This is a genomic window from Paenibacillus sp. SORGH_AS_0306 (assembly GCF_030819345.1).
Classification (GTDB): Bacteria; Bacillota; Bacilli; order Paenibacillales; family Paenibacillaceae; genus Saccharibacillus; species Saccharibacillus kyungheensis.
The window spans coordinates 1225667-1245841 of the sequence record NZ_JAUTBP010000001.1 but is presented as its reverse complement, the minus strand read 5'-3'; the positions used below and the strand labels follow the sequence as shown (position 1 = coordinate 1245841).

21 protein-coding genes are annotated in these 20175 nt (G+C 40.6%); 2 read left to right on the top strand and 19 right to left on the bottom strand.

Going from position 1 to position 20175, the window contains the following annotated elements; all coding sequences use genetic code 11:
• Positions 1 to 71: 71 nt before the first annotated feature.
• The 14 genes from QE450_RS05590 to QE450_RS05525 all read right to left on the bottom strand — a co-directional run bounded on the left by QE450_RS05590 (position 72) and on the right by QE450_RS05525 (position 14173).
• On the bottom strand, positions 72 to 428 hold the full coding sequence (locus QE450_RS05590) for a putative DNA-binding protein (protein ID WP_273615745.1): 357 nt from the start codon (positions 426 to 428) through the stop codon (positions 72 to 74).
• 178 nt (positions 429 to 606) lie between these two features.
• Positions 607 to 1257: a PAQR family membrane homeostasis protein TrhA gene (gene trhA, locus QE450_RS05585; RefSeq protein WP_273615744.1), complete on the bottom strand. Its 651-nt coding sequence runs from the start codon at positions 1255 to 1257 to the stop codon at positions 607 to 609.
• A gap of 226 nt (positions 1258 to 1483) precedes the next feature.
• Entirely contained in the window at positions 1484 to 2491 is a 1008-nt protein-coding gene (ftsY, locus tag QE450_RS05580; protein ID WP_307297686.1) for a signal recognition particle-docking protein FtsY, read from the bottom strand.
• A gap of 149 nt (positions 2492 to 2640) precedes the next feature.
• Positions 2641 to 6210, bottom strand: a complete 3570-nt coding sequence (smc, locus tag QE450_RS05575) for a chromosome segregation protein SMC (protein WP_307297684.1) — start codon at positions 6208 to 6210, stop codon at positions 2641 to 2643.
• A gap of 158 nt (positions 6211 to 6368) precedes the next feature.
• Complete coding sequence (rnc, locus tag QE450_RS05570; RefSeq protein ID WP_069327420.1) at positions 6369 to 7061, bottom strand: ribonuclease III; 693 nt, start codon at positions 7059 to 7061, stop codon at positions 6369 to 6371.
• Between the two features lie 12 nt (positions 7062 to 7073).
• A complete protein-coding gene (gene fabF / locus QE450_RS05565; protein ID WP_273615741.1) occupies positions 7074 to 8312 on the bottom strand; it encodes a beta-ketoacyl-ACP synthase II in 1239 nt (412 codons plus the stop codon).
• Between the two features lie 123 nt (positions 8313 to 8435).
• Entirely contained in the window at positions 8436 to 8669 is a 234-nt protein-coding gene (gene acpP / locus QE450_RS05560; protein ID WP_307297680.1) for an acyl carrier protein, read from the bottom strand.
• An 83-nt stretch (positions 8670 to 8752) separates the two neighbouring features.
• Entirely contained in the window at positions 8753 to 9502 is a 750-nt protein-coding gene (gene fabG / locus QE450_RS05555) for a 3-oxoacyl-[acyl-carrier-protein] reductase (protein WP_204824612.1), read from the bottom strand.
• 55 nt (positions 9503 to 9557) lie between these two features.
• On the bottom strand, positions 9558 to 10490 hold the full coding sequence (gene fabD, locus QE450_RS05550; protein ID WP_307297676.1) for an ACP S-malonyltransferase: 933 nt from the start codon (positions 10488 to 10490) through the stop codon (positions 9558 to 9560).
• Between the two features lie 46 nt (positions 10491 to 10536).
• The gene (locus QE450_RS05545) at positions 10537 to 11526 is read right to left on the bottom strand and encodes a beta-ketoacyl-ACP synthase III (protein WP_273615739.1); all 990 of its coding nucleotides are present in this window, start codon (positions 11524 to 11526) and stop codon (positions 10537 to 10539) included.
• Between the two features lie 86 nt (positions 11527 to 11612).
• The gene (gene plsX / locus QE450_RS05540) at positions 11613 to 12596 is read right to left on the bottom strand and encodes a phosphate acyltransferase PlsX (protein WP_274170334.1); all 984 of its coding nucleotides are present in this window, start codon (positions 12594 to 12596) and stop codon (positions 11613 to 11615) included.
• Positions 12580 to 13176, bottom strand: coding sequence for a transcription factor FapR (gene fapR / locus QE450_RS05535; protein WP_204824616.1), 597 nt, complete (start codon positions 13174 to 13176; stop codon positions 12580 to 12582). Before fapR ends, plsX begins: the two co-directional genes overlap by 17 nt.
• Before the next feature lie 322 nt (positions 13177 to 13498).
• Positions 13499 to 13672 carry a 50S ribosomal protein L32 gene (gene rpmF / locus QE450_RS05530; RefSeq protein ID WP_069327428.1) on the bottom strand — a complete coding sequence of 58 codons (174 nt, stop codon included), beginning with the start codon at positions 13670 to 13672 and terminating at the stop codon, positions 13499 to 13501.
• A 60-nt stretch (positions 13673 to 13732) separates the two neighbouring features.
• Positions 13733 to 14173 carry a YceD family protein gene (locus tag QE450_RS05525; RefSeq protein WP_273615737.1) on the bottom strand — a complete coding sequence of 147 codons (441 nt, stop codon included), beginning with the start codon at positions 14171 to 14173 and terminating at the stop codon, positions 13733 to 13735.
• 225 nt (positions 14174 to 14398) lie between these two features.
• Here QE450_RS05525 and QE450_RS05520 point away from each other — a divergent pair, with 225 nt between their 5' ends.
• Positions 14399 to 15619 carry a nucleotidyltransferase gene (locus tag QE450_RS05520; RefSeq protein WP_307297667.1) on the top strand — a complete coding sequence of 407 codons (1221 nt, stop codon included), beginning with the start codon at positions 14399 to 14401 and terminating at the stop codon, positions 15617 to 15619.
• Positions 15620 to 15641: 22 nt separating this feature from the next.
• On the opposite strand, the gene QE450_RS05515 is transcribed toward QE450_RS05520, so the two are convergent.
• The 4 genes from QE450_RS05515 to QE450_RS05500 form a co-directional block, all read right to left on the bottom strand.
• The gene (locus QE450_RS05515; RefSeq protein ID WP_273615735.1) at positions 15642 to 16667 is read right to left on the bottom strand and encodes a YlbL family protein; all 1026 of its coding nucleotides are present in this window, start codon (positions 16665 to 16667) and stop codon (positions 15642 to 15644) included.
• A 92-nt stretch (positions 16668 to 16759) separates the two neighbouring features.
• A complete protein-coding gene (gene coaD / locus QE450_RS05510; protein WP_307297662.1) occupies positions 16760 to 17275 on the bottom strand; it encodes a pantetheine-phosphate adenylyltransferase in 516 nt (171 codons plus the stop codon).
• Positions 17268 to 17873 carry a 16S rRNA (guanine(966)-N(2))-methyltransferase RsmD gene (gene rsmD, locus QE450_RS05505; protein ID WP_373462039.1) on the bottom strand — a complete coding sequence of 202 codons (606 nt, stop codon included), beginning with the start codon at positions 17871 to 17873 and terminating at the stop codon, positions 17268 to 17270. The genes coaD and rsmD overlap by 8 nt, the downstream gene beginning before the upstream one ends.
• A 225-nt stretch (positions 17874 to 18098) precedes the next feature.
• A complete protein-coding gene (locus QE450_RS05500; protein ID WP_273616281.1) occupies positions 18099 to 18482 on the bottom strand; it encodes a NucA/NucB deoxyribonuclease domain-containing protein in 384 nt (127 codons plus the stop codon).
• A 451-nt stretch (positions 18483 to 18933) separates the two neighbouring features.
• Between QE450_RS05500 and QE450_RS05495 the strand changes: the two genes are divergently transcribed.
• Positions 18934 to 19110 carry a YjfB family protein gene (locus QE450_RS05495; RefSeq protein ID WP_069327434.1) on the top strand — a complete coding sequence of 59 codons (177 nt, stop codon included), beginning with the start codon at positions 18934 to 18936 and terminating at the stop codon, positions 19108 to 19110.
• Positions 19111 to 19251: 141 nt separating this feature from the next.
• Here the strand turns inward: QE450_RS05495 and QE450_RS05490 are convergent, their stop codons facing one another.
• Positions 19252 to 20163, bottom strand: coding sequence for an SMP-30/gluconolactonase/LRE family protein (locus QE450_RS05490; protein ID WP_307297650.1), 912 nt, complete (start codon positions 20161 to 20163; stop codon positions 19252 to 19254).
• Between the last annotated feature and the right edge of the window lie 12 nt (positions 20164 to 20175).

The window sequence follows — 20175 nt, the reverse complement described above, 5'->3', positions numbered from 1 at the left end:
CGTTTATTTCACCTAAATGTACTACGTGTGTATCTATATCGAATATCGTTACATGTATAAGTATATATGAATTAATCGTTACCTTCCAAGCGCTCTACGATATCCATCATATGCGATTGCTGATCATGAGCTATCCCGCTTGTAGATAATGTGTTTTTAAGTTCTTCTAGATCGCGTAAACGACGATAATGCTTTTCCATCAAACCAAGCTTTTCTTCATACATCTCTAATACTTGCTCGGCACGTTTGATATGTTCGTACACCGCTTGTCGACTAATACTGAACTCTGCGGCAATCTCTCCAAGAGAGTAATCATCGTGAAAATAGTATTTAAGGAACATCTGCTGTTTGTCTGTAAGCAGAAGCTCATAGAAATCAAATAATGAATTAACACGGGTCGTTTTATCGAGCCGATTCTCTTGACTCATCTGGGGCACTCCCTCCGTCAAGGAAAAACACTTTACACCTCATCAACGTTCTATATCATAGCAAAAAATAAAATAAGATGTCAAGCATAATTACTTAACATCTTATTACTTTTATAAATGGACCCAAAATATTGATATTTTAAGACCAAAATATGAACTTTTTAGGTCGATTTCATTCTTATAGATGAATCGGCAACACATAAAATAAAATCATAAAGAAATGCAAAATGCTTCCTGCGAGTACGAATAGATGCCAGACCGCATGATGAAAAGGAAATCCGCGCCATACATAAAAGATCGTTCCAAGTGTATACATCAGTCCGCCAATAGCGAGTAAAATAATACCACCGCTTGCCATATTGGTCGTTAACGGTTCCCAAGCGACAACGATTAACCAGCCCATTAAAATATAAAAAATCGTCGACATAAATAAAAACCGTTTGACGAAATACGCTTTAAACGCACAGCCCAAAATAGCTATACCCCATACGATTCCAAAAATACTCCAACCTAGAACTCCTTTAACAACAATAAGCATTAAAGGTGTATATGTGCCTGCAATAAATAGATAAATCGCTGAATGATCAAAAATTTCAAACAAATCTTTGGCTTTACCATCTCTAAATCCATGAACCAATGTTGAGCTAATATATAACAACAACATACTAACTCCATAAATCGTAAAACTGACTACATGCCACGGGCTACCTTTTAATGTAGCAAATACAATCAAAATAACAAGGGCAGCAATACTAAGAGCAGCTCCTATACCATGAGTTACAGCATTAGCTACTTCTTCTTTACGGCTATAAGTATGTGTATCAGCCATAATTCACTTCCTTTCTCCTAACCAATATCCCAAATCTACTATATCTACTTGATGCGTAAAGGTTATGTATACCAAACGAATTGGTGTCTATTTAGATATAAAAAAACAGTAGCCAGCGAACGTTATCTCTTATTATAATGTTCGACGGCTACTGTCTGAAATGATATATCTTATACTTCTAGTATAACGCAGTTGCTAATTCAGATGCTAGTTTTGCTATTCTTACTTACTCTTTAGAGTCGGCTTGTTCTGTCTCTTCCTCTTCTTGAATCAAACCAGCAAATAGAGCATGTACAAATTGCTCACTATCAAATGGTTGTAGATCATCGATCTTCTCACCCAAACCTACAAATTTCACAGGTAAATCTAATTCTTGACGAATCGCAACAACAATTCCGCCTTTAGCTGTTCCATCTAACTTGGTCAGTACCAGACCAGTCACGCCACTTTTCTCACCGAATAATTTAGCCTGACTTAATGCATTTTGACCTGTTGTCGCATCCAATACCATCAGTACTTCATGCGGAGCGTCTGGAATTTCACGTTGAATAACACGGAAAATTTTATTCAACTCATCCATTAGATTACTTTTATTTTGTAAACGTCCTGCGGTATCACATAGCAATACATCTGCTCCACGTTGCTTAGCTGCACGTACAGCATCGTACATTACGGCTGCCGGATCAGAACCTGATTGTTGCTTGATGACTTCTACCCCTGCACGTTGACCCCATACTTCTAATTGCTCGATAGCTCCGGCACGGAATGTATCTCCTGCTGCCAGTAGTACTTTTTTGCCTTCTTGTTTGAAACGGTGTGCCATTTTACCAATTGTTGTTGTTTTACCAACACCATTTACACCAACAAACAGAATAACTGTAATTCCATTTGGTTGCATATTTAAGCCTGTATTTTCGTTTCCACGAAGTAAACCTGTTAATTTCTCAGATAATACAGGTTGTAGTTCAGCAGCATTTTCGATTCTACGAATACGCACTTCATCACGAAGATCATCAATCAGTTCCATCACTGTGTTGACGCCCACATCTGCTCCGATTAGGATCTCTTCTAATTCTTCATAAAATTCTTCATCGATTTTTTTGCGACGAATTACAAGGTCAGATACTTTTTCGACAAAACCTTTACGTGTTTTTTCCAGACCATCACGGAACTGTTTGGTCACTGTTTCTGTTTTTGTAGAAATACTTTCTTTTAACTTTTTAAAAAAGCTCATGAGATTCCTCCAGATGATCTATAGTGTAAAGTGCTTAATATCAAGATATCTAACGATCCTATACATCCCGTTAGATATCTTAACGGTATTGATGTTACTTCAATCGTTATCGCTGTATACGAATATGCTGTCGTTCAAAAAAATGATTATTACGCAATATCTGCTTCTTCATCATCTAATTTGACAGAAACTAGCTTCGATACGCCGCCTTCTTCCATCGTGACTCCATAGAGCACGTCAGCTTCTTCCATCGTGCCTTTACGATGAGTGACTACGATAAACTGGGTAAGTCCTGAAAACTCTCTTAAATACTGTGCAAACCGCACTACATTCGCTTCATCAAGTGCTGCTTCTACTTCATCCAGTACACAGAACGGTACAGGTTTGACTTGTAAAATTGCAAATAATAATGCCATCGCAGTTAAAGCTCGTTCGCCACCAGAAAGTAATTGTAGATTTTGCAATTTTTTACCCGGTGGTTGTGCCACAATATCAATCCCTGTTTCTAGCATACGTTCAGGATCAATCAATACAAGATCAGCACGACCGCCTCCGAACAGTTTACTGAAGACCGTTCCAAATTGACCACGAATCGCATCGAATGTAACTTTGAAACGTTTGGACATTTCTTCATCCATTTCGCGAATAACTTGATATAGTGTTGTTTTGGCTTCAACCAGATCATTTTGTTGAAGTGTCAAAAATTCGTAACGCTCATTGACGCGTTGATATTCTTCGATCGCTCCTAGATTGACTTCACCCAAGTTGGTAATTCTAGATTTGAGATGACGTACCTCTTTTTCAGCAAACTCGATATCTTCAGGTAATTCATAATCTCTTTTTGCCATTTCGTAAGTGAGTTCATAATCTTCGCGTAATTTAGCTAGAATATTTTCCAACTCTACATCCAGACGATTGACTTGAATCTCTATTTTGCGAAGTTCATCTTCAACGACTTTGAGTTCATTTCGTTGTTCGCGCGTTTCGTTTTCTTCCAACTCTAACTTTTGTTGTAATCGCGCACGTTCTGCACGTTTTAACTCTAGTTGTTCGCTGGTCTCTGTACGTTTACGGCGTAGACGTTCCAATTCTTCACACTGACGCTTTTGTTCTCGTTCATTTTTTTCCAAATCTTTGACAATCACAGCCAGTTGATCACGATTGCTCTGTAACTCCTGACCATAATCTTGCGATTCTTCCTGTGAACGAGACAACTGCTCTTCCAGCGAAAATATTTCCTGACTGAGCTTACCTTCACGAATTTTGAGATCAGTCACTTTTTCTTGCAATTGCTCTTTGGCAGACTCATTTGATTTACGCATTTTTTCTGCATTTTGAATACCGTCTTGAATCGCCTGTTCTTGCTTTTGCAATTCAATCAGTTTCTGTTCTGCTTCTTTACGAGCTTTCGCAATAGTGGCTAGCTCTTCGGTATAGCTGCTTTTCTCTTGCCCATATAATTCATATTGTTCATTCACATGGCGTAACTCATGTTCGATTTGTTTGAGTTCACTTGCAACTTGCTGTTCTTCTGTACGTTTGCGATCACCATCTGCTCGCAATTGATCCAGACGATTTTCATGATCTTGCAATCGTTTTTGCACATCGATAATTTCTTTTTGTAGACGTTTGACTTGAGATTCACTTTCAACAATCTCATGTTCTAGTTGATCAAGTTGACGCTTGCGTCCTAGTAGATTGTTGTTCTTTTTGTGTTGACTACCACCGGTCATCGATCCACCCGCGTTTACCACATCACCTTCAAGCGTAACGATCCGGTAGCGATAACCGAGCTTACCTGCTATACGGTTGGCTTGTTCTAACGTTTCTGCTATAACTACACTACCGATCAGACTGCCTACGATCGCTGCATAACGCTCATCATAACCTACAAGCTCAGCACCGATACCAACAAAACCTTCTGCATTTTCAGCAAGTCGTTTGTCATTATCTTGCATTTTACGTGGACGAATAACATCTAGTGGCAAAAATGTAGCTCTGCCTAATTGACGTTGCTTCAAAAAAGCGATCGCTTTACGCGATACTTCTTCATTTTCCATAACGACATGCTGTACGGACGCGCCTAGTGCTGTCTCCATAGCCAGTTCTAATTTTTCAGGAACTGTAATAAGTTCAGCAACAGCTCCGTGTACACCTTGAAGCTGAGAATTGCGTGAAGCTTTGAGTACTTCTTTGACTCCTAGCATAAAGCCTTCAAAATCTTCTTGCATTTCCTGCATCGTATCACGGCGAGATATCAACGCTTCACGGCGCTGTTCCCATTTGCGAATAGCTGTCTGCATTTCTTCGCCAGACTTTTGCAATTTATGCAATTGCTCACTATGTTGAATATAATCAACACGTACTTTAGCGATTTCTTTGGCCAACTTATCGGTTTGTACCGCAGAAGCGGCTTTGCTATCTTCAAGCCGTTTTTTCTCAGTCTGCCATTTACCCGATTCGCTTTCAGCTCGTACCATCCGCCGCTGAGTATTCTCTGTCTGTTGATCAGCATACCGAATTTCATTACGAGCTTGTGCCATCGTATTCATCAATTCCAAAAGTTCACCTTTTAAACTTTCTTCTTGATGCTGTCCAATACCACCATTAATCTGCAACAAACTATTTTCTTCTTGAGCAATCATTTGTTGTAGTTCATGTAACTGCTTGGTCAATGTGGCAAATTTGGTCTGTAGCTGTTGACTTTCATCTGTGCGCTGACTGGTACGTTCTTCACTACGCTCTAAAGCTACACCTAATTGCTTTTGATTTTGCTCTAAATTAAGGCGGCGTTCTTTGAGTAATTCGCCCAGACCTTCAGACTTCTCTGTCTGCTCGCTATATTGCAACAACAGTCCTTGTAATGTTTCTACGGCTTCTTCAGCTTCACGTAGAGCACCACGTTCATTTTCAAGCTTCTCATCATGACCGGATACGACACTAGCTAGTCGTTGTTGTACTTTTTCCAGTTCAGCCATTTTGGCACTTGCTGTACTCCAAGCTGTATGAATCCGTTCAATCCCATGAACATAGAGAGAGATTTCTTTATGTTTAAGTTCTTCTTTCAGTTCTTTAAAATGAATCGCTTTGGTCGATTGTTCTTTGAGCGGTTCTATTTGATCTTCAAGCTCATGCACAAGATCATAGATACGCAATAAATTTTGCTCGGTATCATCTAATTTGCGAACAGCGTCTTTTTTACGAGATTTGTATTTTACAATACCTGATGCTTCTTCAAAAATACCCCGTCGATCTTCAGAACGAGTACTTAGTATTTCTTCGATCCGTCCTTGCCCGATAATCGAATACGCTTCTTTTCCGATTCCTGTATCCATAAATAACTCGGTGATATCTTTGAGACGACACGATTGTTTGTTAATCAAATATTCGCTATCTCCACTACGATGTACACGACGCGTAATCGTGACTTCACCGAAATCAAGTGGTAATGTCTGATCTTCATTGTCGAGTGTCAGCGATACTTCTGAATAGCTGACTGCTTTTCGACTATCGCTACCTGCAAAAATGATATCTTCCATTTTGCCACCACGAAGAGACTTGGCACTTTGCTCACCAAGCACCCAGCGGATTCCGTCAGATATGTTACTTTTACCGCTACCGTTTGGTCCGACAACGGCGGTAATGCCTTTTACAAATTCCATTTCTGTCTTATCAGCAAAAGATTTAAATCCTGCTAATTCTATTCTTTTCAGGAACATAGTTCGTTGTTCACCTCTACTGCTATTGTAGCATAATTACCTGCTGCTTCATCAATGGAAAAAGAGCAAAAAGCGGTCGATGCCTCTTGATTCACGCAAGCTGGCTGTGACTGCTCTTTGCTCTTTGTTTGTCCTGTAATTGTCAGAAAAGAGAACGGTTATTTCAACTTCAACCGATTCAATGCCGCGGCAGCTGCCCGTTGCTCTGCTTCTTTTTTAGAACGCCCGGCTCCCTGACCTAAACTCTCTTCTCCCATACATACTTCCGAGACAAACTCCCGCTCATGTGCAGGGCCTTTCTCTTCAATAATACGATACTCCAGTACTCCCATATTGTGATGCTGAGTTAATTCCTGAAGCTCGGTCTTGAAGTCCATCATCTGGAACTGCCCACCTGGAGAAATGCCTGAGAATACATGTGCGTTTAGAAAAGACTTCACAGCTTCTAAGCCTTGATCCAGATATAATGCTCCAATAAAAGATTCAAAAACATCAGCGAGCAGTGCTGGACGCTGACGTCCGCCTGTCAATTCTTCTCCTTTGCCAAGCAAAACGTATCTGCCAAAGTCGAGCGCTTCTGCAAATTTCACTAACGAAGGTTCGCATACAATCGCTGCACGCAATTTCGTAAGTTCACCTTCAGGACGCTCAGGATATGCATTGTACAGGTACTCCGACACTGTCAATTCCAAAACCGCATCGCCCAAAAATTCGAGACGCTCATTATCTTGATGCTGACTAAACCGATGTTCATTCACATAAGAAGCATGAGTGAACGCCTGTTTGAGCAATTGACGGTTTTGAAATTGGATTTGAATTTGCTGTTGTAGCTGTTTCACATCTCCGTTCAAGAAACTGACTCCTTACACTTCAAATTTCTTCAGGATGATTGAGGCATTGTGCCCCCCGAATCCAAAAGAGTTGGACATTACTACATTCAAATCTGCTTTACGCGCTTCATTCGGCACATAGTCTAAATCACATTCAGGATCTTGATCATGCAAATTGATCGTTGGAGCAATAATCTGATTTTCTAAAGATAGTGCACAGATTACAGCTTCGATACCACCAGCTGCTCCTAATAAATGACCTGTCATCGACTTGGTCGAACTTACAGCGATGTTATACGCATGATCGCCTAATGCCAATTTGATTGCTTTCGTTTCGGACTTATCGCCTACAGGAGTAGATGTACCATGAGCATTGATATAATCAATATCTTCCGGTGTAATTCCTGCACTGCGAATTGCCATTTTCATACAACGAGCTGGGCCATCAGGATCAGGCTCTGTCATATGATGAGCATCTGCGCTTAATCCATAACCGATTACTTCAGCATAGATATGAGCACCACGCTTTTGAGCATGTTCCAACGATTCAAGAATCATAATTCCTGAACCTTCACCCATTACAAATCCATCACGACCGGTATCAAACGGACGACTTGCTGTTGTTGCTTCATCGTTGCGTGTAGACATCGCACGCATCGCACAGAAACCACCCAATCCCGAAGGACGAATCGTTGCTTCAGCACCACCAGTGATCATAACGTCTGCTTCACCATCACGGATAAATTTAAATGAATCTCCAATCGCATGACTACCACTTGCACAAGCACTTACAGGAGCCAAGTTCGGTCCTTTTGCGCCGTGAAGAATAGATACATGACCAGAAGCCATATTAGCGATCATCATTGGAATAAAGAATGGACTAATCCGTTTAGGTCCTTTTTGCATCAGAATAGCATGTTGATCTTCAAACGTTCCTAGACCACCAATACCAGATCCGATAATAACCCCTACACGTTCAGGATCAGTATCTTCTGCAATATTAAGCTTACTGTCTTTTAATGCTTCTACAGTTGCTGCTTCTGCAAATTGAACAAAACGATCCATTTTACGTGCTTCTTTGCGTTCCATATAATCTTCTGCATTGAAGTCTTTGACTTCGGCAGCAATTTGCGTAGGATAGCCACTGACATCAAAACTTTCAATGGTACTTACACCGGATTGACCGGTAATAATATTATTCCAAAATGTATCTTTATCTTTACCAAGGGAAGTCATAACTCCCAAGCCTGTAATTACTACTCTATGCTTCAAACACATTCACCTCTATATCGACTGCATGTGTATATTTTTTGTTCCATCCAAAAGACAAAAGACGCCAAAATGAGGAGAAGTCCCGGCCCGCTAACAAGCAGGTAACGGGACTTTTGTTAAGCCTTAGGTATGAGATTGTATGTAATTTACAACTTCACCTACGGTCGTAATTTTCTCCGCATCTTCGTCAGAAATTTCCAAGTCAAACTCATCTTCCAATTCCATAACCAGTTCCACTACATCAAGCGAATCTGCTCCAAGATCATCTTTAAAAGATGATTCTAATTTAATTTCAGCTTCGTCAGCTCCCAAACGGTCAATAACGATGCGTTTTACACGATCCAAAACATCAGACATCCGTTTCACCTCCTCTTCCAAAGTATTATACGAAAATCACACGCAAAAAGCCACATATCCATAAAAGGGATATTGTACTTCTTTTACATGTACATACCGCCATCCACATGAAGCGTCTGCCCTGTCATGTAAGAAGCTGCTGGTGATACCAAGAAAGAAACAACCGATGCAATTTCCTCGGGTTGACCGAGACGTGCAAGCGGAATCCCTTCTAGCATTTTGTTACGCAGTTCTTCACTCAGTTCATCCGTCATATCTGTTGCAATAAATCCGGGCGCCACACAATTCACTGTGATGCCACGTGAAGCTAATTCTTTTGCCGATGCTTTGGTTAAACCAATCACACCTGCTTTGGCTGCGACATAGTTAGCTTGACCAGGGTTACCTAGTACACCAACTACAGAAGAAATATTAATAATGCGACCGTAACGTTGTTTCATCATGGGACGAGTCACCGCTTTGAGGCAATTGAATACGCCTTTGAGGTTCGTCTCAATCACTTGATCAAATTCGTCTTCTTTCATTCGCATGATCAGGTTATCACGGGTAATACCTGCATTATTAATCAAAATGTCGATTTTACCAAATGTTTCATTAACTTGTTTGACCATCGCTTCTGCTTCCGCAGCAATACCTACATTGGCGCGAACTGCAAAAGCTTTGACACCTAATTCTTCGATCAGACGTACTGTTTCGTTAGCAGCATCTTCACTACCTGCATAGTTGACTGCGATATCTGCTCCAGCTTCTGCTAGTGCAAGCGCAATACTACGACCTATTCCTCGTGAAGCTCCTGTAACCAAAGCAGCTTGTCCTTGAAGTGGCTTACTCATAACATACGCATCTCCTTTTCAAATGAATCATCTGATCCGGCTTCTGGAGGGAAGATTATACTTCCACTTGAAGTGCTTCTATACTTTCCAGACTGCTTATATTAATCAAGCGTACATTTTTATCTATTTTTTTGATCAATCCTGTCAATACGTTCCCAGGACCAATTTCGATAAAAGTATCCACACCTTCATTGATCAGAAAGCGAACACTATCTTCCCATAATACAGGAGAGTATACCTGTTCTACCAGTAATGCTTGAATCTCGCTTGCTGTGGTAACGGTTGTTGCTGTGACGTTCGCTACTACAGGCACTGTAGCATCGCGGAAAGATACCGACTGCAAACGTTCAGACAATTGATCTGCTGCTGATTTCATCAATGAAGAATGGAAAGGGCCACTGACTTCAAGCATGATCGCGCGCTTCCCACCAATTTCTTTGATTCTTGCAGATACAGCATTAACACCTTCTACCGAACCGGATACTACAATCTGTCCAGGACAGTTCACATTCGCAAGTTCAACAGCATGCCCTGTAGCCGAGATTTCAGCACATAATGCTGCTAAAGGTTCACGTTCTGCTCCAAGTACGGCTGCCATAGCTCCTTGACCGGATGGTACGGCTTGTTCCATAAATTGTCCGCGTGCACGAACAATAGCCACCGCTTCTTCAAAATCTAAAGCATTAGCTGCTACAAGAGCGCTATACTCACCAAGACTATGTCCTGCTACATAATCAGGTGTAATATTTTTAGATTTCAAAGCTTCCAGTAAAGCGATACTAGCTGTTAACAAAGCAGGTTGTGTATTCGCTGTTTGTTTCAATTGCTCTTCCGGTCCTTCAAAAGCAAGCTCACTGATACTAAAACCTAGTGTTTGATCAGCTGTTTTGAATAATTGTGCGGCTTGAGGTAGTGCATCATGTACATCTTTTGCCATACCTACTTTTTGCGCACCTTGACCTGGAAATACAAATGCTATTTTACCCATAGGAATAATCTCCTCCCTATTACTTCTACTCGTCCAATATATATCCTTACCAGACTAATACGGATGCGCCCCAAGTCAGACCGCCACCAAAACCAACCATGACTACACGGTCGCCTTCTTTGATACGTCCTAATTCTACTGCTTCTACCAATGCAAGCGGAATCGAAGCCGCTGATGTATTCGCGTATTTGTCTACATTAATCATGACACGATCTTCTGATAATTCCAGACGATTCATTGCGGATTGAATAATACGAATATTCGCTTGATGCGGAATTAAGATATCGATATCGTCTTTGGTCATTCCAGCTTTGCGAAGGACTTCATCTGTTGCTGAACCCATAACACGAACAGCAAATTTGAATACTTCACGTCCACCCATACGGATGTAATGTTGATTATTGCTTAACGTTTCTGTTGAAGCTGGCAAACGGGAACCACCGGCTGGCATCGTCAACAACTCGCCACCAGAACCTTCAGCGCCTAGATCGAATGATTTGAAACCACGACCTTCGCCTACTTCACCGATAATAACTGCTCCAGCACCATCACCGAACAATACACAAGTGTTACGATCTGTATAATCTGTAATACGAGATAGTGTATCTGCTCCGATAACAAGCGCATTTTTATATAAACCCATTTGCAACATACTCGTTGCAGATGCTAATGAATAGACAAATCCAGAACAAGCTGCTGATAAATCAAAAGCCGCCGCGTTTTTTGCACCTAATTTATCTTGCAAAATACAAGCGGTTGATGGGAAAAACGTATCCGGTGTAATCGTAGCTACAACAATCAAATCCAATTCTGTTGCATCCATACCTGCTGATTCTAATGCTTTGAGGGCTGCTTCATAAGCCAAATCAGAAGTTGCTTGCTCAGGAGCTGCAATATGACGTTCACGAATACCTGTACGACTGACAATCCATTCGTCATTCGTTTCTACCATTTTTTCAAGATCAGCATTTGTTAATATTTTTTCAGGAACATATTTTCCTGTTCCGATAATTCCGATAGGTAAAACATTAATCATTGGTGTCACTCTCTTCCCACTAATTTCCTCATCGTTTTCATTCCATGTCATTACGGTGGGGATGGATAAAACATGACGCAAGATGCTTATTGTATAACTTCTTTAGATATATTTTCAACTAACTGATTGCTGATCGCTATTCTTGCTTGACGAACAGCATGCTTAATGGCTCCGGCATCAGATGAACCATGACTTTTGAGAACAAGCCCGTTCAATCCTAGCAAAGGAGCGCCTCCGTGCTCTTTGTAATCCAGCTTGCTTTTTAGACCGCGAAGTTCAGGCATCAATAATGCTGCTCCAATCTTCGTTTTTAGCGATTTGCTAAATTGTTGCTTGAGCAGCGAGAACATAGCCGATGCTGTACCTTCAAGTGACTTTAACATAATATTTCCTGCAAAACCATCACAGACCAACACATCACATACACCATTAAGTACATCACGCGCTTCTACATTGCCTACAAAATTAATAGGTAATGCTTCTAGTAACGGATACGCTTCTTTGGTTAATTCATTTCCTTTGTTCGCTTCTGTACCTACGTTTAATAAGCCGACACGCGGGTTAGAAATGCCATGAACTTTATCTCTGTAAATGCTTCCCATTAGTGCATACTGGGCTAGATGTTCTGGCTTCGCATCCATATTCGCTCCAAGATCAAGCGCCAGTGTACCGCCATCATCAATCGTTGGAATCATAGGCGCCAGCGCAGGACGTTCGATGCCTTTGATACGACCGACAACCAGTAGACCTGTTGTCATCAGTGCACCTGTATTTCCTGCTGAGATCATTGCTTGAGCATTGCCTTCTTTGACCATACGACCTGCTACCACCATCGAAGCGTCTTTTTTGCGACGAACCGCTTTGACAGGCTCATCTTCAGCTTCAATGATTTCAGTCGTATGTACTATTTTTAAATTGGATGGAATCTCTGTAAGTAGTGCCCGGATACGAGATTCGTCTCCTACTAGAATGATCTCGGTATCTTGCCATTCTTTGGCGGCTTCTAGCCCACCTAATACATTGCTGTCTGGAGCGTGATCTCCGCCCATCGCATCAATGGCGATTATCATGATCTACTCCTCCTTCATGCTGTTCTTCACCGTCTGATCGATAAATCGTAAAGTTTCCTTGAAATACCATTTCTTCACCAACATAGGTCAGCACTTCTACTTTAGCTTTTCCTTTGCGTGAAGGGTTTGATTGTACGTATGCTTTGGCAATACATTTTTCACCTAGATGAACCGAACGAACAAAACGAATATCTGCCGATGCTGTCAAAGCAATCGCATCGTTAATAACCGCTACTGCTAATGAATTCGCCTGTGCAAAAATATGATGTCCACGTGCAATCTGTGTACGAGAAAATATATGTTCTTCACGAATTTCAAAAATTGAAATTCCGCTTTTGTCGAGTTGCAGATCAACAACATCTCCGATGACTTCATCTAGAGGAAGTGATTTTACCTGATCGTAGGAGCGCTCAGCCATCAACTTCATTCGCTCGCGCAACTCCGGTATTCCGAGTTCCATTCGATCCAGACGAATCGTCTGAATACTGACTTTTAGTTGTCTGGTTAATTCTTGATCAGTCACAAACGGATTCTCTTCGATAATCTTCACGAGCCGTTGTTGTCGCTGCCGTTTGGGCAAACGTTCGATGGCTACGCACCTCCTTGGTGTTACGCATATCGCACACAGATTTAGAATAGTTATAGAACATACCAACTATAATCTCTATATTGTTTATTACAATTCATAATATATGTAAACCTATGTGGTTTTAGTTGTTATTCATTTTTTAGAACCTGGTACTAAGAATGTAGTATAAAGCATATTGCACCAAAAAGAAAGTGCCTGGTCTAGGTTATACTCCAAACTTCTTTTTTCTGTGAACATTGTGTTGTATAGATAAAAGTCTACATACAAAAAAATAGTACTTCACCAAAAGATGAAGTACTACCTTTGTGAAAGACTATTGTTTGATAATCTCTCTTGATTTGTATGTTCCGCATACTTTGCAAACGCGGTGAGCCAATTTCATTTCTCCGCATTGCTCGCATTTCACCAAACCAGGTACTGCCAATTTAAAATGTGTACGACGTTTGTCACGACGTGTTTTGGAAGTTCTCCGTTGAGGTACTGCCATTGTTCCCACCTCCTTCATCTAATCAATCTTATCCAATGAACATATTACATGATCATTAAATCACTTAAAGAAATCTTTGAGTCCTGCCATTCTAGGATCGATAGGTGTGTTGTCACAACCGCAATCCTGCTCGTTCAGGTTGACTCCGCATGTCGGGCAAAGACCTTTGCAGTCTTCACTGCATAATACTCCAGGTGGAAGTTCAAGTACAGCAGCTTGTTCCATATATGGAGCTAGGTCAACAGTATCTGTATTCACATACAGCGTATCGTCGTCTTCTGCTACATCTTCTGGTTCTTCACCATGCTTGAATTCTTCCTGAATCTTGAACTGTAAGTTCAAATCCACAGGCTTCAGACAACGTACACACGCCATCTGTAAGTCAAGTTTCAGTGTTCCTTGTACATCAACCACTTCATTGACTCTTTGCGCCGCTTTCACATCTACTTGGAGAGGTGTATAAGACAGAACATCGCTATGTTCCTTTAAAATGGAACTCATGTCAAGCGTGTCATGAAACTCTATCGGTTGATCGCTTTGCGCCAATTTTCTAAATTGAAATTGCATCATTATCACTCCAAACAAACAAAAATTATTATACCGATTATACGCAAGCTTTGTCAATGAATATTTGTTAAGTTATGTATTTTGGTTAACACCTATTTTCGTTTATACTTATACCTATATTCGATCTGAAAGCTTGAAATTTGATAAAGGAGCCTACCTATGAAAGTCGCAGGAATTATTGTTGAATACAACCCGCTTCATTACGGACATTTACTTCATTTGCAAAAAACGCGCGAACACACACAAGCTGATGCTATTGTAGCTGTGATGAGCGGTGGCTTCACACAACGTGGTGAACCGGCTATTTTTGACAAATGGGCACGCACAGAAATGGCATTACAAGCTGGCTGCGATCTGGTAATCGAACTGCCTTCTGCTTATACAGTACAACCTGCTGAATGGTTCGCTTATGGAGCTGTATCACTTCTTGAACATACTGGAATCGTACATTCACTCGTATTCGGCAGTGAGTCTGGTTCGCTCTCCCAATTACAGGCTTTAGCTGACCTGCTAACGAATGAATCACCTGAACTGCGTCTGTTGATACAGAATAGTCTCAAAGAAGGCATGAGCTATCCTCGAGCGCTTGGTCAAGCAGTAGCCCGTCTCTATAGTATACCAGATCAAGCCGCATCTTTGTTAGCACAACCTAATAATACACTCGGACTTCAATATATTATTGCGCTTAATCGTCTACATAGTTCGATTGTTCCTGCTACGATCCAGCGCGAACAATCTCAGTATCATGATCTGCAACCGACTCATCATCAAATTGCAAGTGCTACAGCGGTACGTCAGTTACTTCTTAATAATGATCAGCAAGCCTCTTCGTATTTGCCAGAGACTACGATGAGTATTATTCAGCGTGAAGTTGCAGCAGGACGAGGTGCTGTAGAGCTTAATCAACTATGGCAATCTTTATTTCAAATGATTACAACTCATTCACCTGAACAATTGGCACAGTATTATGATATGAGTGAAGGCTTGGAATACCGCTTCAAAAAAATATTACCTACTTTGCAAAATTGCAGTATTACCGATCTGATTACAGCACTCAAAACCAAACGTTATACGTATACCCGATTACAACGGCTTATCGCTCACTTGCTATTAGGTCATACGACATCTGTATTAAATACTGCTAATTTGAAAAAAGGACCCGGCTATATTCGTGTACTAGGCTTTACCGATACAGGTAGAGAATTATTACGGCAAATGAAAAAGACCGCTTCTCTGCCGGTGATTACACGACCAACAGATACCGATCATCCTCATATGGAACTAGATATTCGTGCTTCCGCGATTCAAGCTTCTTGCTTTGCGGCGCAACAATCTTCTTATTTATATTCGGATTATCAACGTTCTCCGATAAGAGTATAGACATGTACAATCCAAATTAATATTACGAAGTAGATAATGTATTTAACGCTTTGAGTGCATCATCCAAAGTACTGACAGGAATCAATTGCATAGAGGATTTCATTTTGGATAACTGTGCTTTGGCATCTGCATAATTACCTTGAGGCACTAGAAAAATAGTAGCTCCTGCTTGCTGGGCAGCGACTACTTTGTGCTGAACACCACCAATTTCTCCCACTTGACCTTGAGGATTAATCGTTCCTGTACCTGCAATACGATGTCCTCGGGTCAAATCTCCTGCTGTTAATTGATTATAGATTTCTAACGTAAACATCAATCCAGCCGAAGGCCCACCGATATTCGTATTGGCAAAATTGACTTCATGTCTGGCATCCTCAGGTGCAATTTTTTGCACTTCTCCGATCGACACGCCAAATCCGACACGTGTTTGTCCCTGACTATCTTTAAATTGGGTTAGACCAATTTGCTCGGTGACTTGAGAGCCTGCACGTTCTAGTACTACTTTCACTTGCTGACCGTCTTTTTTAGTTTTTAAGACTTGTTCCAACTGTTCAAAAGAAGTAATCGATTGACCATCAATAGAGACGAATTTGTCTCCTGCATGAATCGTCGTATTCGTATCCGGTACACTGACGACAAATACATATTGCGGCTGTACACGATAAGGAATACCTGCTTTTTTGTAGGCAGCAGCGATCGCATAAGATTGTGAACTACTCATGTAATACAACTGCTCTGCTTCGTATTCAGCACGATTACTCTGGATCGTTTTGCGGACAATTTCTTCGTTAGAATCAAACAAAGAAGCAATCAGCATCGCTGTATTAGCATACGTTACAGAGATAGTCGTTAGCATAAATGTTCCTTTTTCATCGTTCTGTCCACCTGTCACACTGACAATCGGCTTCAGTTCATCTGCGCTACCAGGTCCATTGATCATATAAGGTGTTGGCATATACACAAGCACATACACAAGAATAACAACACAGATGATATACAACAAAGATTGTTTGCGACTCATCGGGGATTTTAATAATCGGCCAGGCATGGTTTTCGCTCCTTTGATTCTTTTACAGCCTATATTCATGGCTACTCTTATTATCCCATGCTTATGTTTTCAATTCCATATTGGCAATCTAGTTACTCGCTATCCGGTCCTTGACTGAATTTTTGCTTTAAATGTTGCTCTATAATAGGAGGTACAAAGTCAGATACTTTTCCATTAAAGCGAGCAATCTCTTTGACCACGCTAGAACTTAAATAAGAATATTTTGGATTGGTCATCATAAAAATCGTTTCTGCATCCGGATTGAGTTCACGATTGATTGAAGCCATCTGTAATTCATACTCAAAATCAGTCACTGAACGAATACCGCGTACAATCACCTGTGCTTGACGTTCACGTATGTAATTCGCTAACAGATCACGAAAACTTTCAATCGTCACATTAGGTAGATCGGCAGTAACTTCTTTTAACAATTCGACCCGTTCTTCTACACTAAATAAGGGCTTTTTGCTCATATTGTTTAGAACGGCTACAACCAGATGATCGAACTGTTTAGCAGCGCGATGAATAATATCCATGTGTCCCATCGTAACAGGGTCAAAACTGCCTGGATATACGGCTAGATGGGACTTGGTGATATGTTCATTCATGAGATGGTTGTCCTCCCTGTTGTTGTGGCTCATATTCGTATACATTAATCGCTGTTTCTCCATATACTGCATGACGAATACCTACAAAATGTTCTACTTCTTGTGGATAATCATGACCTGACTCATATTCCAAAACAATCGTGGCGGCTGGCGCTAACAATCCACGTTCATGCATTTCGTTCATCAGTTCAATACCATTTTTCATTTTATAAGGAGGATCGAGAAAAACGAGATCAAATGTAGCTTCACGTTTGGCTAATACTTTTAGCGCACGTCCTGCTTCATTACGGTACACTTCTGCTTGTTCCGTTAACCCTGTTGCTTGTAGATTGCCACGAATCACTTCGATACTTTTATGTTCCAAATCTATAAATACCCCTTGCTCTATACCACGGCTGAGTGCTTCGATCCCCAGACCACCTGTACCTGCAAAAAGGTCTAATACTTTACCACCATCAAAATAAGGTCCAATAATGCTAAAAATTGATTCTTTAACTTTATCTGTTGTCGGACGTGTTCCATTACCGGGTACAGCTTTTAATGGACGTCCTTTGGCACTACCTGATATGACTCTCATCTTACGCTCACCTGTCTTTATAATATTTCGTAGCACAGTCTATTTTTGCCTCATATGTTAGTTCTACGATGTACAAAGCTATCGTATCATATCATGTCTATGGTTCAAAAGGAATGTATCTTAGGCTTAGATCAGCAGGATAAATATAGTAATAGATATAGCGATATATAAATTGAAAAGCCCCTACAATGACTGTAGGGACTTTTTGTATTTTAAAATAAGTATACATATGACATCTAAAGTTGATTATTGCACTATGAATTTCACTTTGGTTCCATCTGGATATTTGGTGAGTTGGTTGCCGACCCAAGAACCTGCTCCACGATTATCTGACGGGGTCACATAACGGATATCTGCTCCTGTTCCGCCTTCCAGACACATCGCCATTGGCCATTCATCACGATCATAACCGGACTTAGTAGGTACTCCTTTTAAAGAATCTTCACGTCGTTGGTCTGCTCCATCACGATCAATCGTACAGACATCAGAATGTCCATCTGCAATGGCATCTTTGATATGATCTGCTGTTTCAGGGTAACGACTGGTTGGAAAAGTAAGCGTGTAATCATAGGCTGCTGCTGCGTATACCGTATTATGTATTTTGCCCTCGCCTTGAAATAAAACCGACATCGTAACCAACATCATAAACGTCATAGCTGTAAACAAAATCTTTTTCATACATCAACTTCCTTCCATTTTTTATTTAAATAATATAAGAACTGAGATTATTTTAACTTACATTTATGATTTTTAAAATAGGTTTATGTAAATTTAACAAACATAAATTGTGAGTAATATTTAATAATGTCCTACATTTCAGATTACATTTTACATGTAGTTAACACCTACCTTACATAAATAAACAAAAAAAGAACCCTGCCGATAACCGACAGGGTCTATATTTATATTTATTTCAAAAGGGGTATGCATGTATCTTAACCACTCCAGATGAAATTAATCTGATGATTGCCTGAAAATAAGATTAAATTTCTATACTTTTCATTTATATTTTAAAAAAGTTGTCCGATATATATTAGGTATGCCTTCTCATCCAATAAAGGCAACGAAAGGAGGTCCTATCATGGATATCGCTTCATTATCCACGGCAATGAGCCAAAGCTCGCTTTCACAAGCTGTAGGTATCAAAGTACTTTCGTTATCTAAAGACATGGCTGAACAACAAGGTCAACAGATGGCAGAAATGCTCAAACAAGCACCTCACCCGAATTTGGGAGGATCACTAGATATTCGCGCTTAAAAGAAGTTAAGATCACTTTTTTTTCTTCTATTTCTGCGGAATATGTAGCCTTGTCTGTGTTACACAGACTTGGGAACAGCGCAAAAAGCTTCAGTCTCGATCGATTGAAGCTTTTTGCGCTGTTTTTATAGATATTTACTATTACGATACGGATTGCTCAAGACTAGGTGCACGCTGCCCCTGATTAAAAGCAATAGTAGGCATGCCTTTTACACCCGGCTTAACCATAAACAACCCGCCTGCTAAAGGTTGATCTTCGCTATCATCTTGCGCTGTAGTGATATACAGTTCATCCAGATGTTCACCACCAAAAGCACAAGAAGTCACACAATTTACAGGTAACGATACTTCACCTATGACTTCTCCACTGGTCGGATCAATACGTGAGACACGTTGACCTCCCCAACGAGCGACCCATAACATACCTTCTGCATCGATCGTCATTCCGTCAGGGTATCCTTCACTTTCATCTACTGTAGCAATCACTTGTTTGTCCGAAATTGTACCTTCTTGCACATCATAATCAAAAGATACAATTTCAAGTGTTGGTGTATCAATATAATATAAAGTGCTATGGTCTGCACTCCATGCTAATCCATTAGACGTGGACACTTCATCTATTAACAAAGAAACATTGCCCTCTGTACTCAAGCTGTAAAATGCGCCTTGCTCTGATTCTCCATTCAAACTCATTGTTCCTGCAAGAAAACGCCCTGCTGGATCGCATTTACCATCATTAAATCGGTTACCCGGTCTACCTTCTTCAGGATCATGAATCAAGATTTTCTCACCTGTCTGAATATTCAAGCGATACAGACCACTAATCAGTGCGACAATCACTTCATTTTCCAAATAAGGCACTACGGCACTAATATGTTCCCCCACATCTACTGTACGATCTTGCTGAGTAGATGGATCATAAATATGCAATTGATATCCTTCGATATCTACCCATAATAATCGCCCAAATGATTGATCCCAACTTGGCCCTTCACCTAATTTGGCTTTGGCATCGATTACGATATTTGCTGTATAGGTTTTAATAAGTATCACTCCTTACATTTC